Origin of the sequence: Labrys methylaminiphilus subsp. lupini (genome assembly GCF_051161885.1) — a bacterium.
GTDB lineage: Bacteria > Pseudomonadota > Alphaproteobacteria > Rhizobiales > Labraceae > Labrys.
The window spans coordinates 212,736-231,259 of the sequence record NZ_JBMDIH010000002.1 but is presented as its reverse complement, the minus strand read 5'-3'; the positions used below and the strand labels follow the sequence as shown (position 1 = coordinate 231,259).

Below are 18,524 nucleotides of genomic sequence, written 5' to 3'. Positions count from 1 at the left end.
CGGAGTACCCAATCATGATCCACAAGCGTCTTCGTCCCTTCAACACCAAGGACACTTATCCCGAGCAGAAGCTCAACACCGATCTCAGCCAGGGCGTGGTCGCCCGCGGCACCATGGTGTTCCTGCGCGGCCAGGTCTCCCAGGACCTCGACACCCGCGAGAGCCTGCATGTCGGCGATCCCCGGGCCCAGGCCCGCAAGTCCATGGAAAACATCAAGATGCTGCTGGAGGAGGCCGGCAGCGAAATGGCCCATATCTGCCGCATCGTGGTGTATCTGACCGATATCCGCTATCGCGAGGCCGTTTATTTGGAGATGGGCGAGTGGTTCAAGGGCGTCCATCCCTGCTCGACCGGCCTTGTGGTGCCTGCCCTGGCGCGGCCGGAATGGGTGGTCGAGATCGAGGTGACGGCCGTCATCCCCGACGCCGCCTGAGGGAGAGCCCGATGACCTTCTCGATCTCGGCACACTGCGCCCGGACCGGCATGTTCGGCATTGCCGTGTCCTCCTCCTCGCCCTGTGTCGCCGCCCGCTGCGCCCATGCGCGGGCCGGCGTCGGCGTCGTCGCCACGCAGAACATCACCGATCCCCGGCTCGGGCCGAAGGGCCTCGATCTGATGGCGGAGGGACTGTCGGCTGCGGAGGCGCTCGAGCGGCTCAAGGCGAATGCGCCGCATCTCGAGTTTCGCCAGCTCGCTTTGGTCGACAGCCAAGGCCGTACCGCCTCCTTCTCGGGCAGCCGAACGCTCGGTACCCATCGGGTGGTCGAAGGATCCGGAGTCGCTGCGGCCGGCAACCTGTTATCGTCGCCGGAGGTGCCGGTCGCCATGGTCGCCGCTTTCAATGAGATGGCAGAGCATTCGCTCGGCGATCGCCTGATCGGCGCGATGCGTGCCGCCGTGAAGGCAGGCGGCGAAGAAGGGCCGGTGCATTCGATCGGCATGCTGCTGGTGCGGGACGTCGCCTGGCCGGTCGCCGACCTCAGGGTCGACTGGAGCGAGGGCGATCCGATCGAAGACCTCGACCAGCTTTGGCAGCGCTGGAAGGGTGAGATGGAAGCCTATGTCTCGCGGGCCCTCGACCCGAGCCGGGCGCCGAGCTATGGCGTACCGGGCGATCTCTGACCGGATATGATGATCGGGGCTCGGTCCACAGGACCGGGCCTCCTGCATTTGGCGATGACAGCATGGCAGCCGAACCGACGACTCTGGACATTCTCGCGCGCCTGATCGGTTTTGCGACCCTCAGCCGGCAACCCAACCGCGACCTGATCGGCTATGTGACCGGCCTGCTCGACCGGGCCGGCGTCGGCTGGGACCTCGTCGAGAGCCCGGACGGCACCCGGGCCAATCTGCTCGCGACCATCGGTCCCGCCACCGGCAGCGGGGTCGTCCTCTCCGGCCATACCGACGTGGTGCCGGTCGAAGGCCAGGCCTGGAGCACGGATCCATTCAGGCTGCATGAACAAGACGGCCGCTATTACGGGCGGGGCACCGCCGACATGAAGGGTTTCGTGGCGGCCGCCCTCGCCGCTGCCCTCTATGCGGCCAGGCGGGATCTCAAAACGCCGCTTCATCTTGCCTTTTCCTATGACGAGGAAATCGGCTGTGTCGGCGTGCGCAGCCTGATCGAGCGGCTGGCGACCAGCCCGATCCGCCCTGCTTTGTGCATCGTCGGCGAGCCGACCGGCATGCGCATTGCGACCGGGCACAAGGGCAAAGTGGCTTTGCGAGCCTGCTGCACCGGCCGCGCCGGCCATTCGGCCCTGGCGCCGACGGCGCTCAACGCCCTGCATCTGGGCGCGGATTTCCTCGGCAGGCTGCGGGCGCGCCAGCGCGACCTCGCCGAGACCGGCAGGCGCGACGATCAGTATGAAATCCCCTACACCACCCTCCATGCCGGGCGTATGCGCGGGGGCCAAGCCCTTAACATCGTGCCCGAATGCTGCGAGATCGAATTCGAGATCCGCAATGTCGCTGGCGATGACCCCCAGGCCATCATCGCCAATCTGAAGGGCGACGCCGAGGCGATCGTCGCCCCCCTGCGTCCCGCCTTTCCGGAAGCGGCCATCGCGATCGACGAGGTCAATGCCTATCCGGGGCTGGAAACTCCCATGGATTCACCGGTGGTGGCACTGCTGCGCCTGATCACGCAAAGCCGGGAGCCAGCCTTCAAGGTGGCCTTCGGCACGGAGGGGGGGCTGTTCCAGGACAGGCTCGGCCTGGCGACGGCGGTGTGCGGCCCCGGCTTCATGACACAAGGCCACAAGCCGGACGAATATGTCAGCGCCGATCAACTCGGCCGTTGCGATGCCATGCTCGCCGCGCTGGTTGATCGCCTTGCCGTCGGTCTTTGATCCTAGTCCAGTTTCCGGAGCAGCATGCGAGCGGAGCGGGATCAACGGCTATCGCCTCCCCTTCCGAGCGGCCAGTTGCCGCTTTGACCTGCCGCGCCGAACAGGGAATTTTGTCAGGCAGTATAATCGCGATCCAGGACCTGCAGAACTGGTGTCCATGCCATTGCAGGCCGCGTGAGGAGCAACCCATGCGTTTTACCTTGCGGCAATTGAGCTATTTCGTCGCCGCCGGCGAGACCGGCAGCGTCACCCGGGCGGCAGAGCTGGTGAACATCTCCCAGCCCTCGGTATCGGCGGCGATCTCGCATCTGGAGACCGAATTGGGCGTGCAGATCTTCGTGCGCCAGCATGCCCAGGGCCTGTCGCTGACCACGCCGGGCAAACGCCTGCTCAGGGCTGCCAAAGAGTCCTTGCGCGCCGCCTATGAACTCTACGATGTTGCCAATGCCGCAGGCTCGATCGTGTCGGGCCCCATCAATGTCGGCTCGTTCCGCACCTTCTCCTCCCTGATCATGCCCGAGCTCTGGAGCGGCTTCGTGTCGAAATATCCTGACGCGCAAATGGTGGTGACGGAGGGAAGTGAGGCCGAGTTGCTGGAGGGCCTGCGCTCGGCCCGGATCGACATCGCGCTGACCTATCAGCTCAACCTGACGCCGGATATGAGCTTCCAGCCTTTGGCGGAGATGCCCTCCTATGTGCTGCTGGCAGCCGACCACCGTTTTGCCTCACGCTCGAGCGTGAGGCTGGAGGAACTGGCGGACGAACCCTTCATCCTGCTCGACCTTCCCCTCAGCCGCCAATATTTCCTGTCGATGTTCGAGCAGCGCAGCATCACCCCGCGGATCGTCGCCGAGACGGCCAGCCCCTCGACCCTGCGGTCCTATGTCGGTGCGGGCCTCGGCTTTTCCATGCTGACGGTGCGGCCGGTGAATATGATGGCGGAAAATGGCCGCCCCCTCGCCTATATCGAACTTGAAGGCAATACGGCCCCGATGGTGATGGGGCTGGCCTGCCTCAAGGACATGCGACGTCCGCGCATCGTCGACGCCTTCGAAGCCCATTGCCGCGAGGTCATCACGGTCGATCATATTCCGGGCATGCGCGGAACCGATTCAGGGCCGTCCCATGTTATAGCCGACTGAAGCGTTTTGCGATTTGACGGAATCACCTAGAATCGCAAAGACGCGTCTAAATGCGACGTTGGAGCAGACGAGCGTTCAATCATGAACGCGCTTATCTCTGGGTGTAATCGATCCTGATTCTCCGCCGACGCCTGTCCGGCTCGTCCCGAAACGACTGGATGCAATCTTGTGCATGGGAGATGGCATGAACGAGCCAAGACCTGCCAACGAGCCAAGACTCATTCTCTACGAACTCGCCGGATCCGACCCGCAGCTTCGCTTCAGCCCGCATTGCTGGAAGATCCGCATGGCCCTGGCCCATAAGGGTCTTCAGGCCGACCGGCGGCCATGGCGTTTCACCGACAAGGAGGCCATTGCCTTTTCTGGTCAGGGGCTGGTGCCCGTCCTCATCGACGGCGCCCATGTCGTCTCCGATTCCTGGCGTATCGCACTTCACCTCGAAGAGCGCTTTGCCAACAGCCCTGCCCTCTTCGGCGCGCCGCAAGCAGCTACCGTGACGCGTTTCGTCAATAGCTGGGCCGATACGGCCTTGCTGCCCGCTGTCTCCCGCCTGATCCTGCTCGACATCTACAATGTCCTCGACCAGAAAGACCGGGATTATTTCCGCGCGACCCGGGAACAGCGGTTCGGAAAGACCTTGGAGCAGGTCGTCCAGGACCAGCAGGTCCATCTCGAACGGCTGCGTCACACGCTCACGCCCCTGCGCCATTTACTAGGCGGACAGGCCTATCTCGGGGGCAAGCAGCCCAATTATGCCGACTATTGCGTCTTCGGCATGTTCATGTGGGCCCGCTGCACCAGTGCTATCGAGTTCCTGGCGGCTGACGATACGATCTACGCCTGGCGCGAGCGCCTGCTCGACCTCTTCGACGGCCTCGCGCGCCAGGCTCCTCACCACAAGGCCAATCCGGAGTTGCCCAATGCCTGACCTGCCAGTTCCGGCGGACTACGACTTCATGACCACAGACAAGCTGCGCTATGGTGATACGGACCGGCAGGCCCATGTGAACAATGCGGTCTTTGCCACCTTCCTGGAAACAGGCCGGGTCGAGCTTCTTCATGATCTTGCCTCCCCCGTGGCGGACGCCGAAAGCTCCTTCGTGCTGGCCCGTGTCGTCATCGACTTCCGGGCCGAGGTGCTGTGGCCCGGTACGGTGGAAATCGGAACGAAGGTCAGCACTATCGGCCGCAGTTCGATCACGCTCGATCAGGCGGTGTTCCAGAATGGGGTCTGTGTCGCTCAGGGACAAAGTGTCGTGGTGCTCATCGATAACAGTACCCGTCGCTCGCGCCCTCTTTCTGAAGATGCCGTCAAACGCCTGCAAGAGCTGGGTACTCCTCGGTCTCGATCGTTTTAGGGAACTCAGGCACTTTGCGGTTGCAGCCGATAAATGGCTGCTGACCACGCCTAGATGATCGCCCAGGCCCGATAGCGCCCTCGTCCGGTGATCTCTCGCACGCCCAGTTCCGCGATGAGATCCTGGGCCGCTCGTGGCGTGATATCGAGCCGCTTGGCAATGAGCTGTGCCGAGGCGAGCGGGGTTGTCAGCATCAGCTCGATCAAGGCCGGCAATTTCGACGTGGAGCGGCGGCCGGCCAAATGGCGTTCGAGCTGGTGCCGAGCCAGGATCCAGCGGTCGTGATCCTTCAGTCCTTGTTCAGCGGCGGCCGCAATGGCTTCAATGAATGTCAGGAGGCGCGGCCCGGTGCCACGAGCAAATCGGGTCTCGCGCGGTAAAGCGCGCAATCCCACGCACAGGCAGGGCAGATGGGCGCGAGCCTTGTCCCGGGCCCGGAGGATCGCAGCCGCCAACACGCGCCCCAGCCAAGCCGCGGACTGCAAGGGTTCGATGTTCTCCCAGGCGATGATCGCCGCCGCCGCGGCCAGTACCGGCGGCAGATTGTCCAGGCGCTGGATATCGTCGCGCCATTCCTCGAGGCGGGCTTCCTCGTTCCAGTCGGCATCATCGATGTCCGGTTTGCGATTGGAGGGCGATGCGGCCTCTCCGGCCAGCACTGCCGCTGATCGAGAGACGATGGCATCGATTGCGGCGAGCTCGGCGGCCCAGGCCTGGTCTGCTGCCGATTCATCGGGCTCGACGAACGCAGGGTCCCTTTCCCGATGCTTTTGGTCGCCGGGTTCCCAAGAAGTGGGGGCCGATCCGCTTTGGGTGGGCAACTCCCTGCCTAAAAGACCCGCCAGCCCTTCCTGCGTGAGAGCCCAATCGGCAGGTGCGGAAGCAATGCGTCGTCGGGCCCGTAACACGGTGTGGGCACGCGTCAGCTCATGGGTCGGCGTGCGAGCGTCCATCGCGGCGTCATGCAGTACGAGGTCCTCGAGATGAACCAGTTCGCCATCGAGCCACAGGCTGCCGGCCGCGTCATAGAAGTGGGTGCGCGCGATCCAGCCTTCCCGGATGGAGCTGGTGCGTAACCTTTCATCAAGCCGTGCGAGCCTGTCCTCGGCGATCGCGAGCGGGACCGCGATTTCGCTCCAGGGCAACTTGTCGAGCTCTATACCAGCTATTTTCAAAGTCCTGATAACCCTAATGAAAAATCAAATAACGGAACCTAACACAGCTCTAGCTTCCGCCACATCGGGAAGCGTAATTTTTAGCCTTCGTCACTCAAGGGGCGTCGATTCCAACCTTGCCGATATTTAACACCATCCGGCCTTGAACCGAGAGTTGCCCTTCTCCATATCCGAATAGTCGGGAACGCGTCCCCAATCTTCCCCGGTGGGTCGATGGGTTCCTGGGGTTTCCTCCCAAGAGAAACTTCTTGGATGCCTATCCAAGCAACGGCCGGTTTTCCGGCCGTTTTTTTTGGAGTGGACATCGTCAGTCCCGTTGAGATTTTGGCACCCATCTAGGCCCCTGGCTTTTGTGGTTCACGTGTGTGGATTTGCGCCATCAGGATGGGCCCGAGCGATAATTGTCCGGCTTCCGCCTTGCGAGTGAGGCTGCGCAAATAGCCACCGGCTGAGTTGATGTTGGCGGCTCTCTGCACAATGCAGGCGATGATGACGGCGGCCTGTGCCTCGCCCATCACAGTTTGCGCCTCCTCCCAGGCGCTCGGACTGATACGCAGGATGGAGCGGGCCAAGGTTGTGGCGCTGAGGAAATCACGCCAATTGGCGATACCGTTGCGGGTATAATCGAGGATGCCGGGACAGGCTTGCAGGACAGTACCGAGCGTGTAGCTGCTACTGAGCGCTGCGGTGCGGCTTGCAGGTGTCGGCTCCGCATCGAGCCTAGCTGGGGTTACCGGTTCAGAATCAAGAAGGGATTCTGGATTTGATTTCTGTATGTGGCGCTCATTGCTGGACTCAATGGTGCTCACTTGTGCAGTTTTGATCTGTAATTCCAATCGGTTGAGGATGTCGTCGGCGAGCGTGGAGAGCTGGTCTGCCAGCATTTCGAGCTGTTCGAGCGTGGCGCGCCGCGGCATGCCTTCGATGAGATCGCGATAGAGGGCGTGCAGGTCGAGCCAGATTTGGCTCTGCTCCTCCGCTGGGTTCTCCGCCATGAGTTCGCGCTGTGCAACGGCAATCATCTTGGAGATGTCGCGCCGGCAGATGGTAATGCGTTCGCGTGCGAGTTTGAGGGATCGGGCGGCGTCCTCCACCTGTGTGGCGAGCCGAATGAACTCGTCGGCGCGGGCAAGCAGCGGGGCGAGGTCGAAGCCATAGGCGAGTTCGATGCTGCCACCGCGGCCTCGGCGGGCATAGCGTTTGCCGTTGGGGCTGTCGCGCCGGATGATCAGGCCGGCTTCGACGAGGATAGCGAGATGGCGCCTTAGCGTCGAGGCTGGCATGCCGTGCGCACGGCGGCTGAGCTGTTCGTTGGAAGGAAAGACGATGATGGCCTCACCCGAGAGCGTGGTTTCGGGATGGAAGGTCAGCAGCGCATTGAGCACGGCCAGTGCGCGCTCGGAGATACCGAGACGCGCCCGTGCCGTGCACAGTGCCTGGTAGATTTCCCACTTCGGAAATGCGCGCGTTGTAGGGCGCGTCTTGGCGATCGCCTGGCTTGCAATCTGGGCAAGCGACAGCGTTCGCCGCCCAAAGGGCGACGTTGCACGATGAATCTGCACTCTCTTTCACCTTATCCAGGCAAAAGAAATCGGCTCGTCGAAGTACGACGCCTGAAACGCTTGACAGTGATTCGCGGAAATGAGATTCTCTGTTTGCTTACGACAGAAAAGGCTTCCGCGCGGCGACGCTCGGGGGCTTTTTTCTTTTGCGGGGTTAATCTCCTGCTTGGTTGCGTTGTTTCGCTTCCCTGAAGGCTTCGTAAAGCGCCTCCAGATTCGACGAAAGGTAGTGGCCGAACTCGCCCGCATCCTTCGATTTGAGCGATAGGCTGAAAGCCTTGCCGGTGTTTCGGTAGCTGGCTGCCACGCGTTTGTCCTGCGGGGACCAATTGCCGACCGATTGTGGTGTCGGTGCTGATCGGGCTGGCTTGCGTGCATGCTGAAGATGCGTCAGCAGCCGGTTGAAACGGGCAGGCGTATCGAGATGGCGAAAGTCCTCGGAAGCGAGAAGCTCTTCGGCTTGGCTGGTGGCACCAGGCCGAAGAAGGAGCTTCTTGAGATCTTCCCAGCGATCGCGGCCGATCGTCTTGGCGGCCCCGATTGCTTCGATAACTGACGAAGGCACGATTTCGGCCACGGATAGCATGCGCGACAGCAGCGTATCGTCGACGGTAAGGGCCGATTTGACCGTGTCCTTGCTTTGCCCCATGGCCAGCAGCCTGGCGGCGAACAACGCCTTCTCGATGAAGGACAAATCGGCTCTGCGGGTGTTTTCCTGGCCTTGCGCGATGATATGGGCGATTTCCTCGACATTCTTGACCACAGCACGCACGCTGATGCCGAGTTCCCGCGCTGCGCGCGCCCGCCGATGGCCAAAGACGATCATATAGCGCCCGTCGCTGTCCGGGTGGGGGCGGACAAGGATGGGCTGAAGCTGCCCCTCCTTTTCGATTCCCTGGCGGAACAGGGCGAACTCCTCTTCATCATCCTCGATGCGATCGGAGACGAAGGAGGCGTCGAGAAGATGGGGATCGAGCGCCACGATGGTTTCGCCGGCGGTGAGGCGCTTGGCGCTCTCGGCCAGTTCCTCGATCGACAGCATCATGGAGCGCGATGCGCCGCGTGTAGCGTAGTCGGAACGCGTTTCATGCGCCGTTCGATCCGCAGCGGGGCCGGTAATGCTCGCTAGAAGATTCTTGCGTGCCAAAGCGCCCTCCCCTGCTTTCGCTCAACATGTTGAAAATATGCGATTTTTTGCCGATCTGCACGGCTGTCAAAAATCAGGTTCATCGTCGACCCCATGCCTTGTGGACCAGAGTAGTGATCTCCTCATTCACGGCATTGAGAGCCTCGATCGCACGGTCATAGGTCGATCGGATGAATTGGGAGCGGTCGACCTCGTACAAGGTCTGATTGGTGATGCCGGCATCCGAAATCGCCGTGGATTTCAGCATCGGACTTTTCAGCATCTGCAGGGGAAACAGGGCCTGCATGAAGCCGACCATCTGGGTCTGCGGCCCGTCTATGGGTTCGAAACGCGTAACCAAATACCGGAACCATTGCAGGCGCACTTCCGCCCCCGCCTTGCTGATCGAGCGCAGCACGCCGCCCAGCATCAGCAGGAACTGGCTCATCGACATGACGTCGAGCATCTGGGGGTGAATGGTGATCAGCACCGAGGTCGATGCCGTCAGCGCCGTCAAGGTAAGATAACCGAGCTGTGGCGGACAATCGATCACGACGACGTCGTAGCGGTCCTCTACCTCCTTCAGCGCGTTGGTGATGCGCGTGAAGAACAGGCGCCCGTCCGGTGAAGCACGGTTTGAGGCGGCAAGCGGCGTGTCGTACTCGTACTCCTGCAGCTCCAGATTGGCCGGCACGATGTCGAGGCCGGGGAAATTGGTCGGTCGGATCACCTGCGTGATCGGCTTCCTCTGGTCATCGTAACGAAGAGCCTCATAGAGCGAGAGGTTCTTGTCGAGCTCGGGCTGGATGCCATGCAGGGCCGAAAGCGATGCCTGCGGATCGAGGTCGATGGCCAGCACCCGGTGCCCGGTGAGAGCCAGATGCTGGGCGAGGTGGGCGGCTGTGGTGGTCTTGCCGCTACCGCCCTTGAAGTTTACCACGGAGATGATCTGAAGCTTTTCGCCGGCCCGGCGATGGGGGACATACTTCTTGAAGTCCGCGCGGCCATGCCGGTCGAGATATTGCCGCAATTCCAGCATCTGCTCGGCCGTATAGCTGCGCCGGCCGGAGCTGGAAGTGGTCGGGATCGGGCCCTTGCCTTCTAGATGCAGCTTCTTGACGTTGGATTGGGTAACGCCGAGGAAATAGGCGACCTCCGCCAGCGAAAAGGAGCGCAGGCTCTTCATCGCATTTGGCGGATAGTGTTCGACCCGAAGCATGTTGAGCTTGTCCGAGATCAATTCCCCCTGCTGGAGAATGGTCTCGTGAAAGCTGAACGCCTCCAGGTCCTGGTTAGAAATCGACATGTTCATCGACTACGATTCTCGGAATAACGCTTTTTCGCGTGAAACAACATTTCAAGCGGGAATTATGCCCGATTCTCGCGCAGCGGCAATGAATTTTAGGTTAATGAAAGGTTAACGCCGAAATAGTGTCTCGAATCACTTTCGGCATCGCCCGTTTTGATTCTAACTTTTTGTATTATCGCTTGTTTTTCGCGGTTTGCACGGCTGTCAAAACGAGGGCTGGGCCGGGGAAGAAAAATAAAAGATTTGCGCCACTGCCTATTGACGGGAATCGAAGTCTGACTCCTAGGGATTCTATCCTCTCCGAGGCAAATATCTCGAAATGAGTGGGCGCCTTGTGCTTGCCTCAGCCAAAGTCGTTTTGCCGAGGGGCTTTCGACCGCGGGAACTATGATTCCACGATCTGCAGCAAGCACGACCATCGATCGATTGCAGGCGACAAGGTTCGCTCGCGAACTCTCTTTTCTGAGACGCGAGGGAGTGGGCGGGGCAGGGCAGGCCCATAGCTGCAATGCCAATCTCGGACCGGAGGTTGGAAGGGAGGCGTCCAGGACCCTCTGTCGAGTAAGGTACGCCCCGCTGAAAGGGCCCGGCTGGTCGATCGCTGATGGTCGCAATATGCAGGCGAGCTTGGCAGCCCGAGCGTGTGTGGTTGCAGAAGCGTCGGCTTGGCTCTCGGAAAATGGTGAGGGGAGCTGCAGAGAACGATATCGATGCTGGATGTTCCGGAACAGGCTGATTCCGTCGCCTCCAGACCTCCTGCCATGCGTTACAGTTTCCGCCCTCCTTCAAGTCCTCGCTTAGGCCAGGGGGCGCCAAACTTGCTCAAGGGCGATCGTCCAGGACCGCAGCGATGATGGCCTCCGGCGCGTCCTCCTGAACGAGATGGCCGGCCCGGGGCACGGGGATGAGGGTGCCACCCGTCAGGCGGTCAGCGAGCTTGCGTCCCTGGGCGATGGGAATCCAGGCGTCATCCTCTCCCCACAGGATACGCGTGGGAAAATCCGGACGCCGATAATGCGTCTCGACTTCCTCGATATAGCGTTGGCTCATCTGCGCGATCTGGCGATAGAAGGCGCTTTGGCCGATGTCGCCTAGCCAGGGGTCCCGATAGACCGACAGCACTTCCTCGCTGAGTGGCCGTGCGACGGCGTTGCCGATATAGGCCGAGAGGAGGGCGTGGTGGGCATAGGCCGGCAGCCCTGCAAAGGCGGCTTCATAGCGGCCGACATGCATGACGAAGGGAGATCCTTGCGGAGCGATCGCGACGGGATTGATCAGGGTCAGATCGGAATAGGCGACGCCGTCGATAAAATGGGCACGCAGCGCGGTGGCGCCGCCGAAATCATGCGCCAGCATCTGGGGCCGTTCCAAGCCCCACTCGCGCAGCATGGCACCGAGAAGGCGGTTCTGCATGCCGAGCGAGACATCCTTGTCAGGCATATCGGATTGGCCGTAGCCGAGCAGGTCATAGAAAAATACGCGCCGCTTCCTTGCGAGCCAGGGCGCGATACGGCGCCAGACCTGCGAGGAAAAGGGCGTGCCGTGCACCATCACCAGCGGTGGCCCATCACCCAGCATGTCCCAGGCGATCTGATTGCCTTCGAAGCTGAAACGGTTCGCGAGCTCAAGCATGGTGTCCTCCGAATAACCATTTTTGATATAATTATAGGTTACGCTGGATTTTTCAGGGCGCAACCCCTAAACTGTAATTAATGGTTATTTCTGAGTCTCAGAGCCGATATGCCGAAGGGTGGAGCGAGGCCGATTATGTCGGCGGCCACCCTGCGCTCGATTTCATCAACACCGTCGCCGACACCGGCAAGACCCGCCTGAGCGACAAGATCGGCAACTGGGATGCCGTGCGGAAGTGGGCTGGTGGGGCAGGCCTGTTGCCGAGGCCGGAACTTGCTGCTTTTTTCCAGGACGCGTCCCTCGACGATGATGACGAACTGGCCAGGCTGCATCGGTTCCGGGAGCAGGCTTATGAAGCGATGCTTGGCCTTGTCGGTCGGACCGATACCGGTTCCCAGAGCGTGATCGACTTGGAGCGTTCGATCCGCGATGCCATGGGGCGAGGCGCTTTTTCAGGGGAGGGGCGGCAATTTCGCTGGCAGCCGGACGCCCGCAGCCCTCAGCGCTGGCTGGATGCCGTCGCCTTATGCTTCGAGGAGTTCTTGCGCAGTGAGGACGTCACGCGCCTGCGCCAATGCACTCGCTGCACCTGGTTCTTCGTCGATCGCGGGCGGGGTGCCGGCCGGCGCTGGTGCGACATGCGCACTTGTGGCAATCGCGCCAAGGCCGAAGCTTTTCGCTGCCGATGACAAGAACTTTATCCATGATAATTAGCCAGCTATTATATGCTGCTGAAGTTACGCCAACGTTGGATTCGTGGGGTTGTGATCCGATCGGCGAGTTTTTTCTCTGCGTCGCGATTTCGGCGGTGCCTATCAAAAAAGGCCCGGACGAAGCCGGGCCCTCTTCATCGTTGACTGAAGATAAAGCTTTAGAACACGCGCTTCAAACGAATGCCCACCTGCCAGACATTGTAGTCCTTCACAGGAGCTGTATTCGTTCCGGTTGAAACTCCCGACCAATTGTCGAATTTTCCATGGGTGTAGGCAACCTCGGCGGCTGCCGTCAGACCCTTGACGATCGTGTAAGTGAGGTTACCGGCGAGGGTGTATTCCTTTAGGGAAGATGATGCATCCGTCGTAAGCAAATCATCATACTTGGTGTCAATATACGCTCCAACCAGATTGGCATTCAGGACAGGCGTGATATTGCCACCAAGTTCAGCGGTGACGGACCAGCCCTTGCCAGAACGGATATTGGCATTGGAGTTCAAGAAGTAATCACTGTTGGCATACCAGGTGTTACCTGCGCCGAGATAATCCAGGGCACCGTCGGCATACTGACCTTCAACAATGAAATGGCCACCGTCAATGAACGGGAGCTTGATCAAAGCCGTTCCACCGGCTGCCCAGCCATATTTGCTCTTATTTGGCGAGGCAATCGGAGCGCCGGTCGTATCAAAAAGCTGAGCCGAACGGAATTGATGGCCGGCTGCCTGAACAGCCAGAGAGCCCCAGTTCTGATCCCAGCGCAACTGGCCGACAACGTCCGGAACCTGCTGGCCGCCTTGTGCCGCATAGTAGCTGTTCGTTGTGGCAAAGCCGTTTACACGATGGTCGCGACCATCTTCGATCGACAGTGTGGCGCTGAAGCCGCCGCCGAACTGGGCGGTGTAGGCAAGCAGGTTGACGGTGTTGACTTCGGTGTAATAGGGCGCCCAGATCGTATCGCCATATTCGTTGTCGTAGAAGCCGAAGAAGGAATGGGCATAGCCGGCCGTCAAGCCACCAAACTGGATAAAGGCTTTGTCGATGGTGAAGGTGTTGCCGTTATACCCACCGCTTGCCCGGCCCTGCTTCGAGATGGGGTGCGAGTCAGCGTCGATCTGGAAATAGGAACGCAGCATACCCCAATCGGTCTGGGTGCGGGCGTCGAACCAGATACGCGCCTCGGTGTTGAAGGCCGACCGATTATCGTTGCGGCTGAAATTTTTGCCGCCGAAGGCACGATAGTCGGCGCGGATCTCGCCGCCGATCTTCAGGCAGGTGTCGGTGCCGGGGATATAGAAGAAGCCCGGGCCGAAGGCCGTGCAGACCTTCACATATTCGACGGCCTCGCCCTTGGTCATGGGCAGATCGGCGGCTTGGGCGGCGCCGATGACAGCGATGCCGGCGATGGTTCCTAGAAGCAGAGATTTGGTCGTCATGCGACTCCCCCGTTGAGGTTGTTACCGGGAGTGAGCTTGCGACACTTCCTGAGTCACCGCAAAAGGAATCCAAGCCATATGGTAGTTGATGTAGCCTTTTTGGATGTTTGTGTAACAAAAAGGCCACAATTTAATCAGTGTTCGAGAAAGAAACTAAGAAGATATCTTTAAAATTACAACCAAAACTTAGAAATTAAACTACAAAAAACGACCTCTGGTTGTGTTATAGTCAAAGATAATTACGCGCGATATCTATCCAATTACGAATTAATACAACCTCGTGCTTGTGGTGCCACGCCGAGTGATTCCCTAATATCGTCTTGGGTTCGCGAGACCCTGAGCTATTGGAGCCCGGCCGGGAATTGACCTCCCCGGTCGGGTTTCGCTTTGGGCGAGGAATTCAGGGGCCAGGCGGAGCGCAACAGAGCCAGGGGCGCTGAGCCAATGTTCCTGCTACCGGTTACAGGAGGCGAGTCCCCTTGTTATCGGCGACAAATGCAACGCATGACTTGTCGGTGCATACAGGAGGTCCGGGACAGAAGTCTCAGGCCGATCCCCGGTGCGCCCGTCGCCAATGTGCTTGTGGGAGCTGCCGCGTCCTTCGCTCTATCGCGAGGCAGGCGGCCATTGCCGCCCGATGGCTGCCAGGCCGGAGATCAGAGCGTCGAGATTCTTGCCTCCGCCGGCGATCTTCTGATCGGATTTGTAACAGGTGTATTCGACCCGCTCGTCTTCGAAGACGTCGATCTCCAGGCGGTTTTCCTCGATCGTCACCGTCAGGGTGACGGAATCAGAACCCAGACGATCCATCATGAACCAGAGGCGATGCCGCTCCAGTGTTCGCAGCAATGAATAGAGCTTGTGGGGCATGGGCGCTTCTGGCCTGTGTGGCGGGGGGTAATCGCTGGGGCAGACCCGCTGCATCCGGCTTGCCATCCCGGGCAATGGCGAATGAACAGTACGGGATGAGCCGGCTAGCGAGCTTGATCGGCGGTCGCAGGCGCTTCCATGAACGCATGGGGCCGAGCAGGTGGGAACTGGAGATCATTCGTTCTCGCCACGACTTCGGCGCGGCTGCGCGCCTTCAGCCTGCGCAGGATGTTGCGGACGTGTACTCTCACGGTGAATTCGCTCATCTGCAGCTCGTGGGCGATGTCCTTGTTGGACGAGCCCTTGCGCAATTCGTGGATGATTTCGAGTTGCCTCGGCGTCACTAGCGCCTGCCAAGATTGCTCCTGCACCTCAGGATCACGTGTACCGGCTTTCCTTCGACCCGCTTCCAGAAGAGGAGTGAACAATCCCCCTCGACGGACGAGGCGGACGGCAAAGATGACGTTGTCGATCGTCGATTCGGAGGGGACGACACCCTTTGCGCCCTGCTTGAGAAGAGCGATCAGCATGGCCTGGGTGGTGACGTCGGCGAGCACGAGAATGCGGGCTGCAGGTGCCGTCTCCAATATTGCTCCGATGTCTCGGCCGATCGCGGTGATGCTGAGTGGATGCTCCGAGGCAATCAAGAGAATATCGGTGGCACGAACGGCAGCTGCCGCCCAGGCCTCGACATCCTTGAAGCCTTCCGCCGCAAGGGCTGTTTCCGACCCCACGAGGCAGCGCATCAGAGCCGTGCGGTTGAGGCCGCAGCCGCCGATCAGATCAATAGAGATCGGAGGTATGTTGGTGTGTGTTCGAGCAGATGCTCGTCCGGTGACACCATATGAATAGAAGGTGCGTTCGGCCTGCAGGGCTTGCAAGCAACGTCCTTCATCCACGCGAACCCCGATTAGAATCTCTGTCGGCGATAAGGTCATGCGGGCCTTGAAACCATCTTGGTGCTTCCTCCGGCAAATCAGTCCGAAAGTGCGGCTCGCCCCCCAAGCCAAATCATCTCATTCGAGGATTGCGCTCCCTCCGTCATCTCATCAAATTTATGCCAGCTTCTTTTACTGAATGTTTCTGTCGCTCCTATACGTTGGTATTATAGCGGTCTGCGAGATCTGAGCTCTGGGGAGCTTGCAATGGCCGGCGCCGCCTTCATCGTCGATCTTCTGGTCGGCTCGTTCCAGGGATGCGTAGCCTCGTCTGTGGCGACGAGAATATCGGTATCATCATGCCGTAATGGGACGGGCGGCCAAGAAATCGCCTTGCGGTGGGCAGTGCCATCAGCGCGGCGAATGTCTCTCAATATCCAATTCCAGCAGATCATGGTGCGCTGACACATCAGGTGCGGATCGTGGACAGGTGAGCGTATCGAAATCCCGTCACACTTGTAACTCGCGGCGTTTCGAAATCCGGCGCTAGCCTTGTCGCCATCGACGCAATCAGCGAAGGCGAGAACGATGATCAACGACAGCACCGGAGATCGGCTCGGAGCCCCTGAAATAGTCGATCGCGATATATTCCAGGCAAAGCTGGAGGCGTTGCAGGTCCGGGAAAAGGCCCATACCAGGGAGGGGGACGCCATTGCCGCTGCCCGCCGACGGCTGCCCATGGTCAAGATGGATGGCGCACTCCCTCTCATCGGCGACCAGGGGACAGTGACCTTGCTGGATGCCTTCGAGGGGCGCCGCATGCTCATCGCCTATTACTTCATGTGGCATACCGGCCACCCCGCGCCGGAGCAATGCGAAGGCTGTACCTGGGTCACATCGCAAATCCGCGAACTGTCCTATGTGCATTCGCGCGATGTCACTTATGCCACCTTCTGCCAGGGCCCCTATGCAGAAAGCGCCCGTTACCGGGACTTCATGGGCTGGCAAATGCCCTGGTATTCGGCGCCTCGCACCTCGCTCGATGCGCTCCTGGTCGGGCGCCGGCTAGGCCTGATGTATATCGGCTGTTATCTGCGGCAGGGATCGGATGTCTTCGAGACCTATTGGACGACGCGGCGAGGCGTCGAGGCGATGGACAACAATTACCGGCTGCTCGACCTGACTGTCTACGGGCGGCAGGAGGCATGGGAGGATTCGCCGGCCGGATGGCCGCGCCGCCTCGAAGGGGTTGAAAGGGTACGTGTCGATGGACGCCCTACGGCCCAATGGTCCCGTCTCAAGGCCGGCCATTCAGACGATCTGGGATCCGCAGGGCACTGAGGCGCGCCCTCTCGCTGGTTTGGCAAAACCCCTTTGGGGCGGTTCGGGTAGGATTCCGCCTATCCTATGGGGCGCCCGAGGCTCTGAAAGTGTAGGGGGCGTCCAACGCCCTCAGGCTCATGAATCTATCCCGACAGGTGTTGTGGGCAGGACCCCCCTCAACCGATCATCACCCTCGAAAGCAATCGGCAGGCTCAGGACCCGCCGCACATTTCGGGAGGATTTAGATGGCCGGCTTCACCCAGCTTTTCGTTCCAGGACCGACCAATGTCCCGGAAATCGTCCGCCAGGCGATGAACATGCCGATGGAGGACATGCGCGCCCCGGACTACCCGGCCTTCACCCGCGGCCTGTTCACCGACCTGATGAAGGTGTTCCGCAACGAGACCGGCCGCGTCTTCATTTTCCCCTCTTCAGGCACGGGTGCCTGGGAATCGGCGATTACCAACACGCTGAGCCCCGGTGACCGCGTGTTGATGTCGCGCTTCGGCCAGTTCTCGCATCTGTGGGTGGATATGGCCGAACGCTTCGGGCTCGACGTCGACGTGGTCGATGTCGAATGGGGCACGGGCTGTCCGGTGGAGATCTATGCCGAGCGGCTTCTCCAGGACAAGGAACACCGTATCAAGGCTGTTTTCGTCACCCACAATGAAACCGCCACCGGCGTGACCAGCGATGTTGCCGGCGTGCGCGCCGCGCTTAACGCCGCCAGGCATCCAGCCCTGCTCTTCGTTGATGGCGTCTCCTCGATAGGCTCGATCGATTTTCGCCAGGAGGAATGGGGCGTCGATTGTGCCGTCTCGGGTTCGCAGAAGGGCTTCATGCTGCCGCCTGGCCTCGGCTTCCTGTCGGTCAGCCAGAAGGCGCTCGCAGCGGCCAAGGCAGCCGGGCACAAGCGCTGCTATTTCTCTTTCGAGGACCAGATCCGCGCCAATGACACCGGCTATTTCCCCTACACGCCGGCCGTGCAACTGCTGCGTGGGCTTCGCGCCGCTCTCGATCTTCTCCAGGAGGAAGGCCTCGACAATGTCTTCGAGCGTCACAACCGCCTGGCTACCGGCGTGCGCAAGGCGGTAGAGGCCTGGGGGCTGAAGCTCTGCGCCAAGGAAGCAAAATGGAACTCCGATACGGTGAGCGCAGTGCTGGTGCCCGAAGGGATCGACAGTGCCGAGATCGTGCGGCGGGCCCATTATGGCTACCAGACTTCCCTGGGCGTCGGCCTCAACAAGGTTGCCGGCAAAGTGTTCCGCATCGGGCATCTTGGCTGGGTCAACGACGTGATGATGTGCGGTGCGATCTCGGCGGCCGAAATGGCATTGCGCGATTGCGGCGTGAAGGTCCAGCCCGGTTCCGGCGTTGGCGCAGCCCTCGAGCATTATCGCCTGTCGGCTCAGCCCAACCTGGCCAAGGCGGCCTGAGGCCCAACCTTACCCTCCCCTTGATGGGGAGGGTCGACACGCAGTGTCGGGGTGGGGTGACCCTTTCGCAGGAATTGGTCGCTCCTCTCGTCAGGACCTGAGTTCGTTCACCCCACCCCGGCCTTTCAGGCCGACCCCAGACCATTCCAAGAGGAACGGTCGACCCCATCGAGGGGAGGGTAAAGGGGCCGCCGCCATCCCAAGGGACACCC

General features: G+C 60.7%; 17 protein-coding genes. 9 read left to right on the top strand and 8 right to left on the bottom strand.

Annotated elements, in window-relative coordinates; all coding sequences use genetic code 11:
* Positions 1 to 14: 14 nt before the first annotated feature.
* The 6 genes from ACN6KF_RS26730 to ACN6KF_RS26705 all read left to right on the top strand — a co-directional run bounded on the left by ACN6KF_RS26730 (position 15) and on the right by ACN6KF_RS26705 (position 4,855).
* A complete protein-coding gene (locus ACN6KF_RS26730) occupies positions 15 to 434 on the top strand; it encodes a RidA family protein (protein WP_210249950.1) in 420 nt (139 codons plus the stop codon).
* Between the two features lie 11 nt (positions 435 to 445).
* Positions 446 to 1,123, top strand: coding sequence for a DUF1028 domain-containing protein (locus tag ACN6KF_RS26725; RefSeq protein ID WP_434959953.1), 678 nt, complete (start codon positions 446 to 448; stop codon positions 1,121 to 1,123).
* Positions 1,124 to 1,185: 62 nt separating this feature from the next.
* Positions 1,186 to 2,355 (top strand): acetylornithine deacetylase, encoded by a 1,170-nt coding sequence (gene argE, locus ACN6KF_RS26720; RefSeq protein WP_434959952.1) that lies wholly within the window; start codon positions 1,186 to 1,188, stop codon positions 2,353 to 2,355.
* 188 nt (positions 2,356 to 2,543) lie between these two features.
* Positions 2,544 to 3,497: a LysR family transcriptional regulator gene (locus ACN6KF_RS26715; RefSeq protein ID WP_434959951.1), complete on the top strand. Its 954-nt coding sequence runs from the start codon at positions 2,544 to 2,546 to the stop codon at positions 3,495 to 3,497.
* A 184-nt stretch (positions 3,498 to 3,681) separates the two neighbouring features.
* The gene (locus ACN6KF_RS26710) at positions 3,682 to 4,425 is read left to right on the top strand and encodes a glutathione S-transferase family protein (protein WP_434959950.1); all 744 of its coding nucleotides are present in this window, start codon (positions 3,682 to 3,684) and stop codon (positions 4,423 to 4,425) included.
* A complete protein-coding gene (locus ACN6KF_RS26705; protein WP_434959949.1) occupies positions 4,418 to 4,855 on the top strand; it encodes an acyl-CoA thioesterase in 438 nt (145 codons plus the stop codon). The genes ACN6KF_RS26710 and ACN6KF_RS26705 overlap by 8 nt, the downstream gene beginning before the upstream one ends.
* A gap of 50 nt (positions 4,856 to 4,905) precedes the next feature.
* Here the strand turns inward: ACN6KF_RS26705 and ACN6KF_RS26700 are convergent, their stop codons facing one another.
* The 5 genes from ACN6KF_RS26700 to ACN6KF_RS26680 form a co-directional block, all read right to left on the bottom strand.
* Positions 4,906 to 6,000: an RHE_PE00001 family protein gene (locus tag ACN6KF_RS26700; RefSeq protein WP_434959948.1), complete on the bottom strand. Its 1,095-nt coding sequence runs from the start codon at positions 5,998 to 6,000 to the stop codon at positions 4,906 to 4,908.
* 365 nt (positions 6,001 to 6,365) lie between these two features.
* Positions 6,366 to 7,592, bottom strand: a complete 1,227-nt coding sequence (repC, locus tag ACN6KF_RS26695) for a plasmid replication protein RepC (RefSeq protein WP_434959947.1) — start codon at positions 7,590 to 7,592, stop codon at positions 6,366 to 6,368.
* A 154-nt stretch (positions 7,593 to 7,746) separates the two neighbouring features.
* Complete coding sequence (gene repB / locus ACN6KF_RS26690) at positions 7,747 to 8,739, bottom strand: plasmid partitioning protein RepB (protein ID WP_434959946.1); 993 nt, start codon at positions 8,737 to 8,739, stop codon at positions 7,747 to 7,749.
* 79 nt (positions 8,740 to 8,818) lie between these two features.
* Positions 8,819 to 10,030 (bottom strand): plasmid partitioning protein RepA, encoded by a 1,212-nt coding sequence (gene repA, locus ACN6KF_RS26685; RefSeq protein ID WP_434959945.1) that lies wholly within the window; start codon positions 10,028 to 10,030, stop codon positions 8,819 to 8,821.
* Positions 10,031 to 10,849: 819 nt separating this feature from the next.
* Positions 10,850 to 11,659 carry an alpha/beta fold hydrolase gene (locus ACN6KF_RS26680; RefSeq protein WP_434959944.1) on the bottom strand — a complete coding sequence of 270 codons (810 nt, stop codon included), beginning with the start codon at positions 11,657 to 11,659 and terminating at the stop codon, positions 10,850 to 10,852.
* A gap of 80 nt (positions 11,660 to 11,739) precedes the next feature.
* Between ACN6KF_RS26680 and ACN6KF_RS26675 the strand changes: the two genes are divergently transcribed.
* Positions 11,740 to 12,348, top strand: a complete 609-nt coding sequence (locus ACN6KF_RS26675; RefSeq protein WP_434959943.1) for a CGNR zinc finger domain-containing protein — start codon at positions 11,740 to 11,742, stop codon at positions 12,346 to 12,348.
* A 182-nt stretch (positions 12,349 to 12,530) separates the two neighbouring features.
* Here the strand turns inward: ACN6KF_RS26675 and ACN6KF_RS26670 are convergent, their stop codons facing one another.
* The 3 genes from ACN6KF_RS26670 to ACN6KF_RS26660 form a co-directional block, all read right to left on the bottom strand.
* Positions 12,531 to 13,805: a porin gene (locus ACN6KF_RS26670; RefSeq protein ID WP_434959942.1), complete on the bottom strand. Its 1,275-nt coding sequence runs from the start codon at positions 13,803 to 13,805 to the stop codon at positions 12,531 to 12,533.
* A 606-nt stretch (positions 13,806 to 14,411) separates the two neighbouring features.
* Positions 14,412 to 14,675 carry a hypothetical protein gene (locus ACN6KF_RS26665; RefSeq protein ID WP_434959941.1) on the bottom strand — a complete coding sequence of 88 codons (264 nt, stop codon included), beginning with the start codon at positions 14,673 to 14,675 and terminating at the stop codon, positions 14,412 to 14,414.
* A gap of 104 nt (positions 14,676 to 14,779) precedes the next feature.
* Complete coding sequence (locus tag ACN6KF_RS26660) at positions 14,780 to 15,556, bottom strand: LuxR C-terminal-related transcriptional regulator (protein ID WP_434959940.1); 777 nt, start codon at positions 15,554 to 15,556, stop codon at positions 14,780 to 14,782.
* Positions 15,557 to 16,141: 585 nt separating this feature from the next.
* Between ACN6KF_RS26660 and ACN6KF_RS26655 the strand changes: the two genes are divergently transcribed.
* Both ACN6KF_RS26655 and ACN6KF_RS26650 read left to right on the top strand, forming a co-directional pair.
* Positions 16,142 to 16,894 carry a DUF899 family protein gene (locus ACN6KF_RS26655; protein ID WP_434959939.1) on the top strand — a complete coding sequence of 251 codons (753 nt, stop codon included), beginning with the start codon at positions 16,142 to 16,144 and terminating at the stop codon, positions 16,892 to 16,894.
* Positions 16,895 to 17,121: 227 nt separating this feature from the next.
* Positions 17,122 to 18,312 (top strand): aminotransferase class V-fold PLP-dependent enzyme, encoded by a 1,191-nt coding sequence (locus ACN6KF_RS26650; RefSeq protein ID WP_434959938.1) that lies wholly within the window; start codon positions 17,122 to 17,124, stop codon positions 18,310 to 18,312.
* The last annotated feature ends 212 nt before the right edge of the window (positions 18,313 to 18,524 follow it).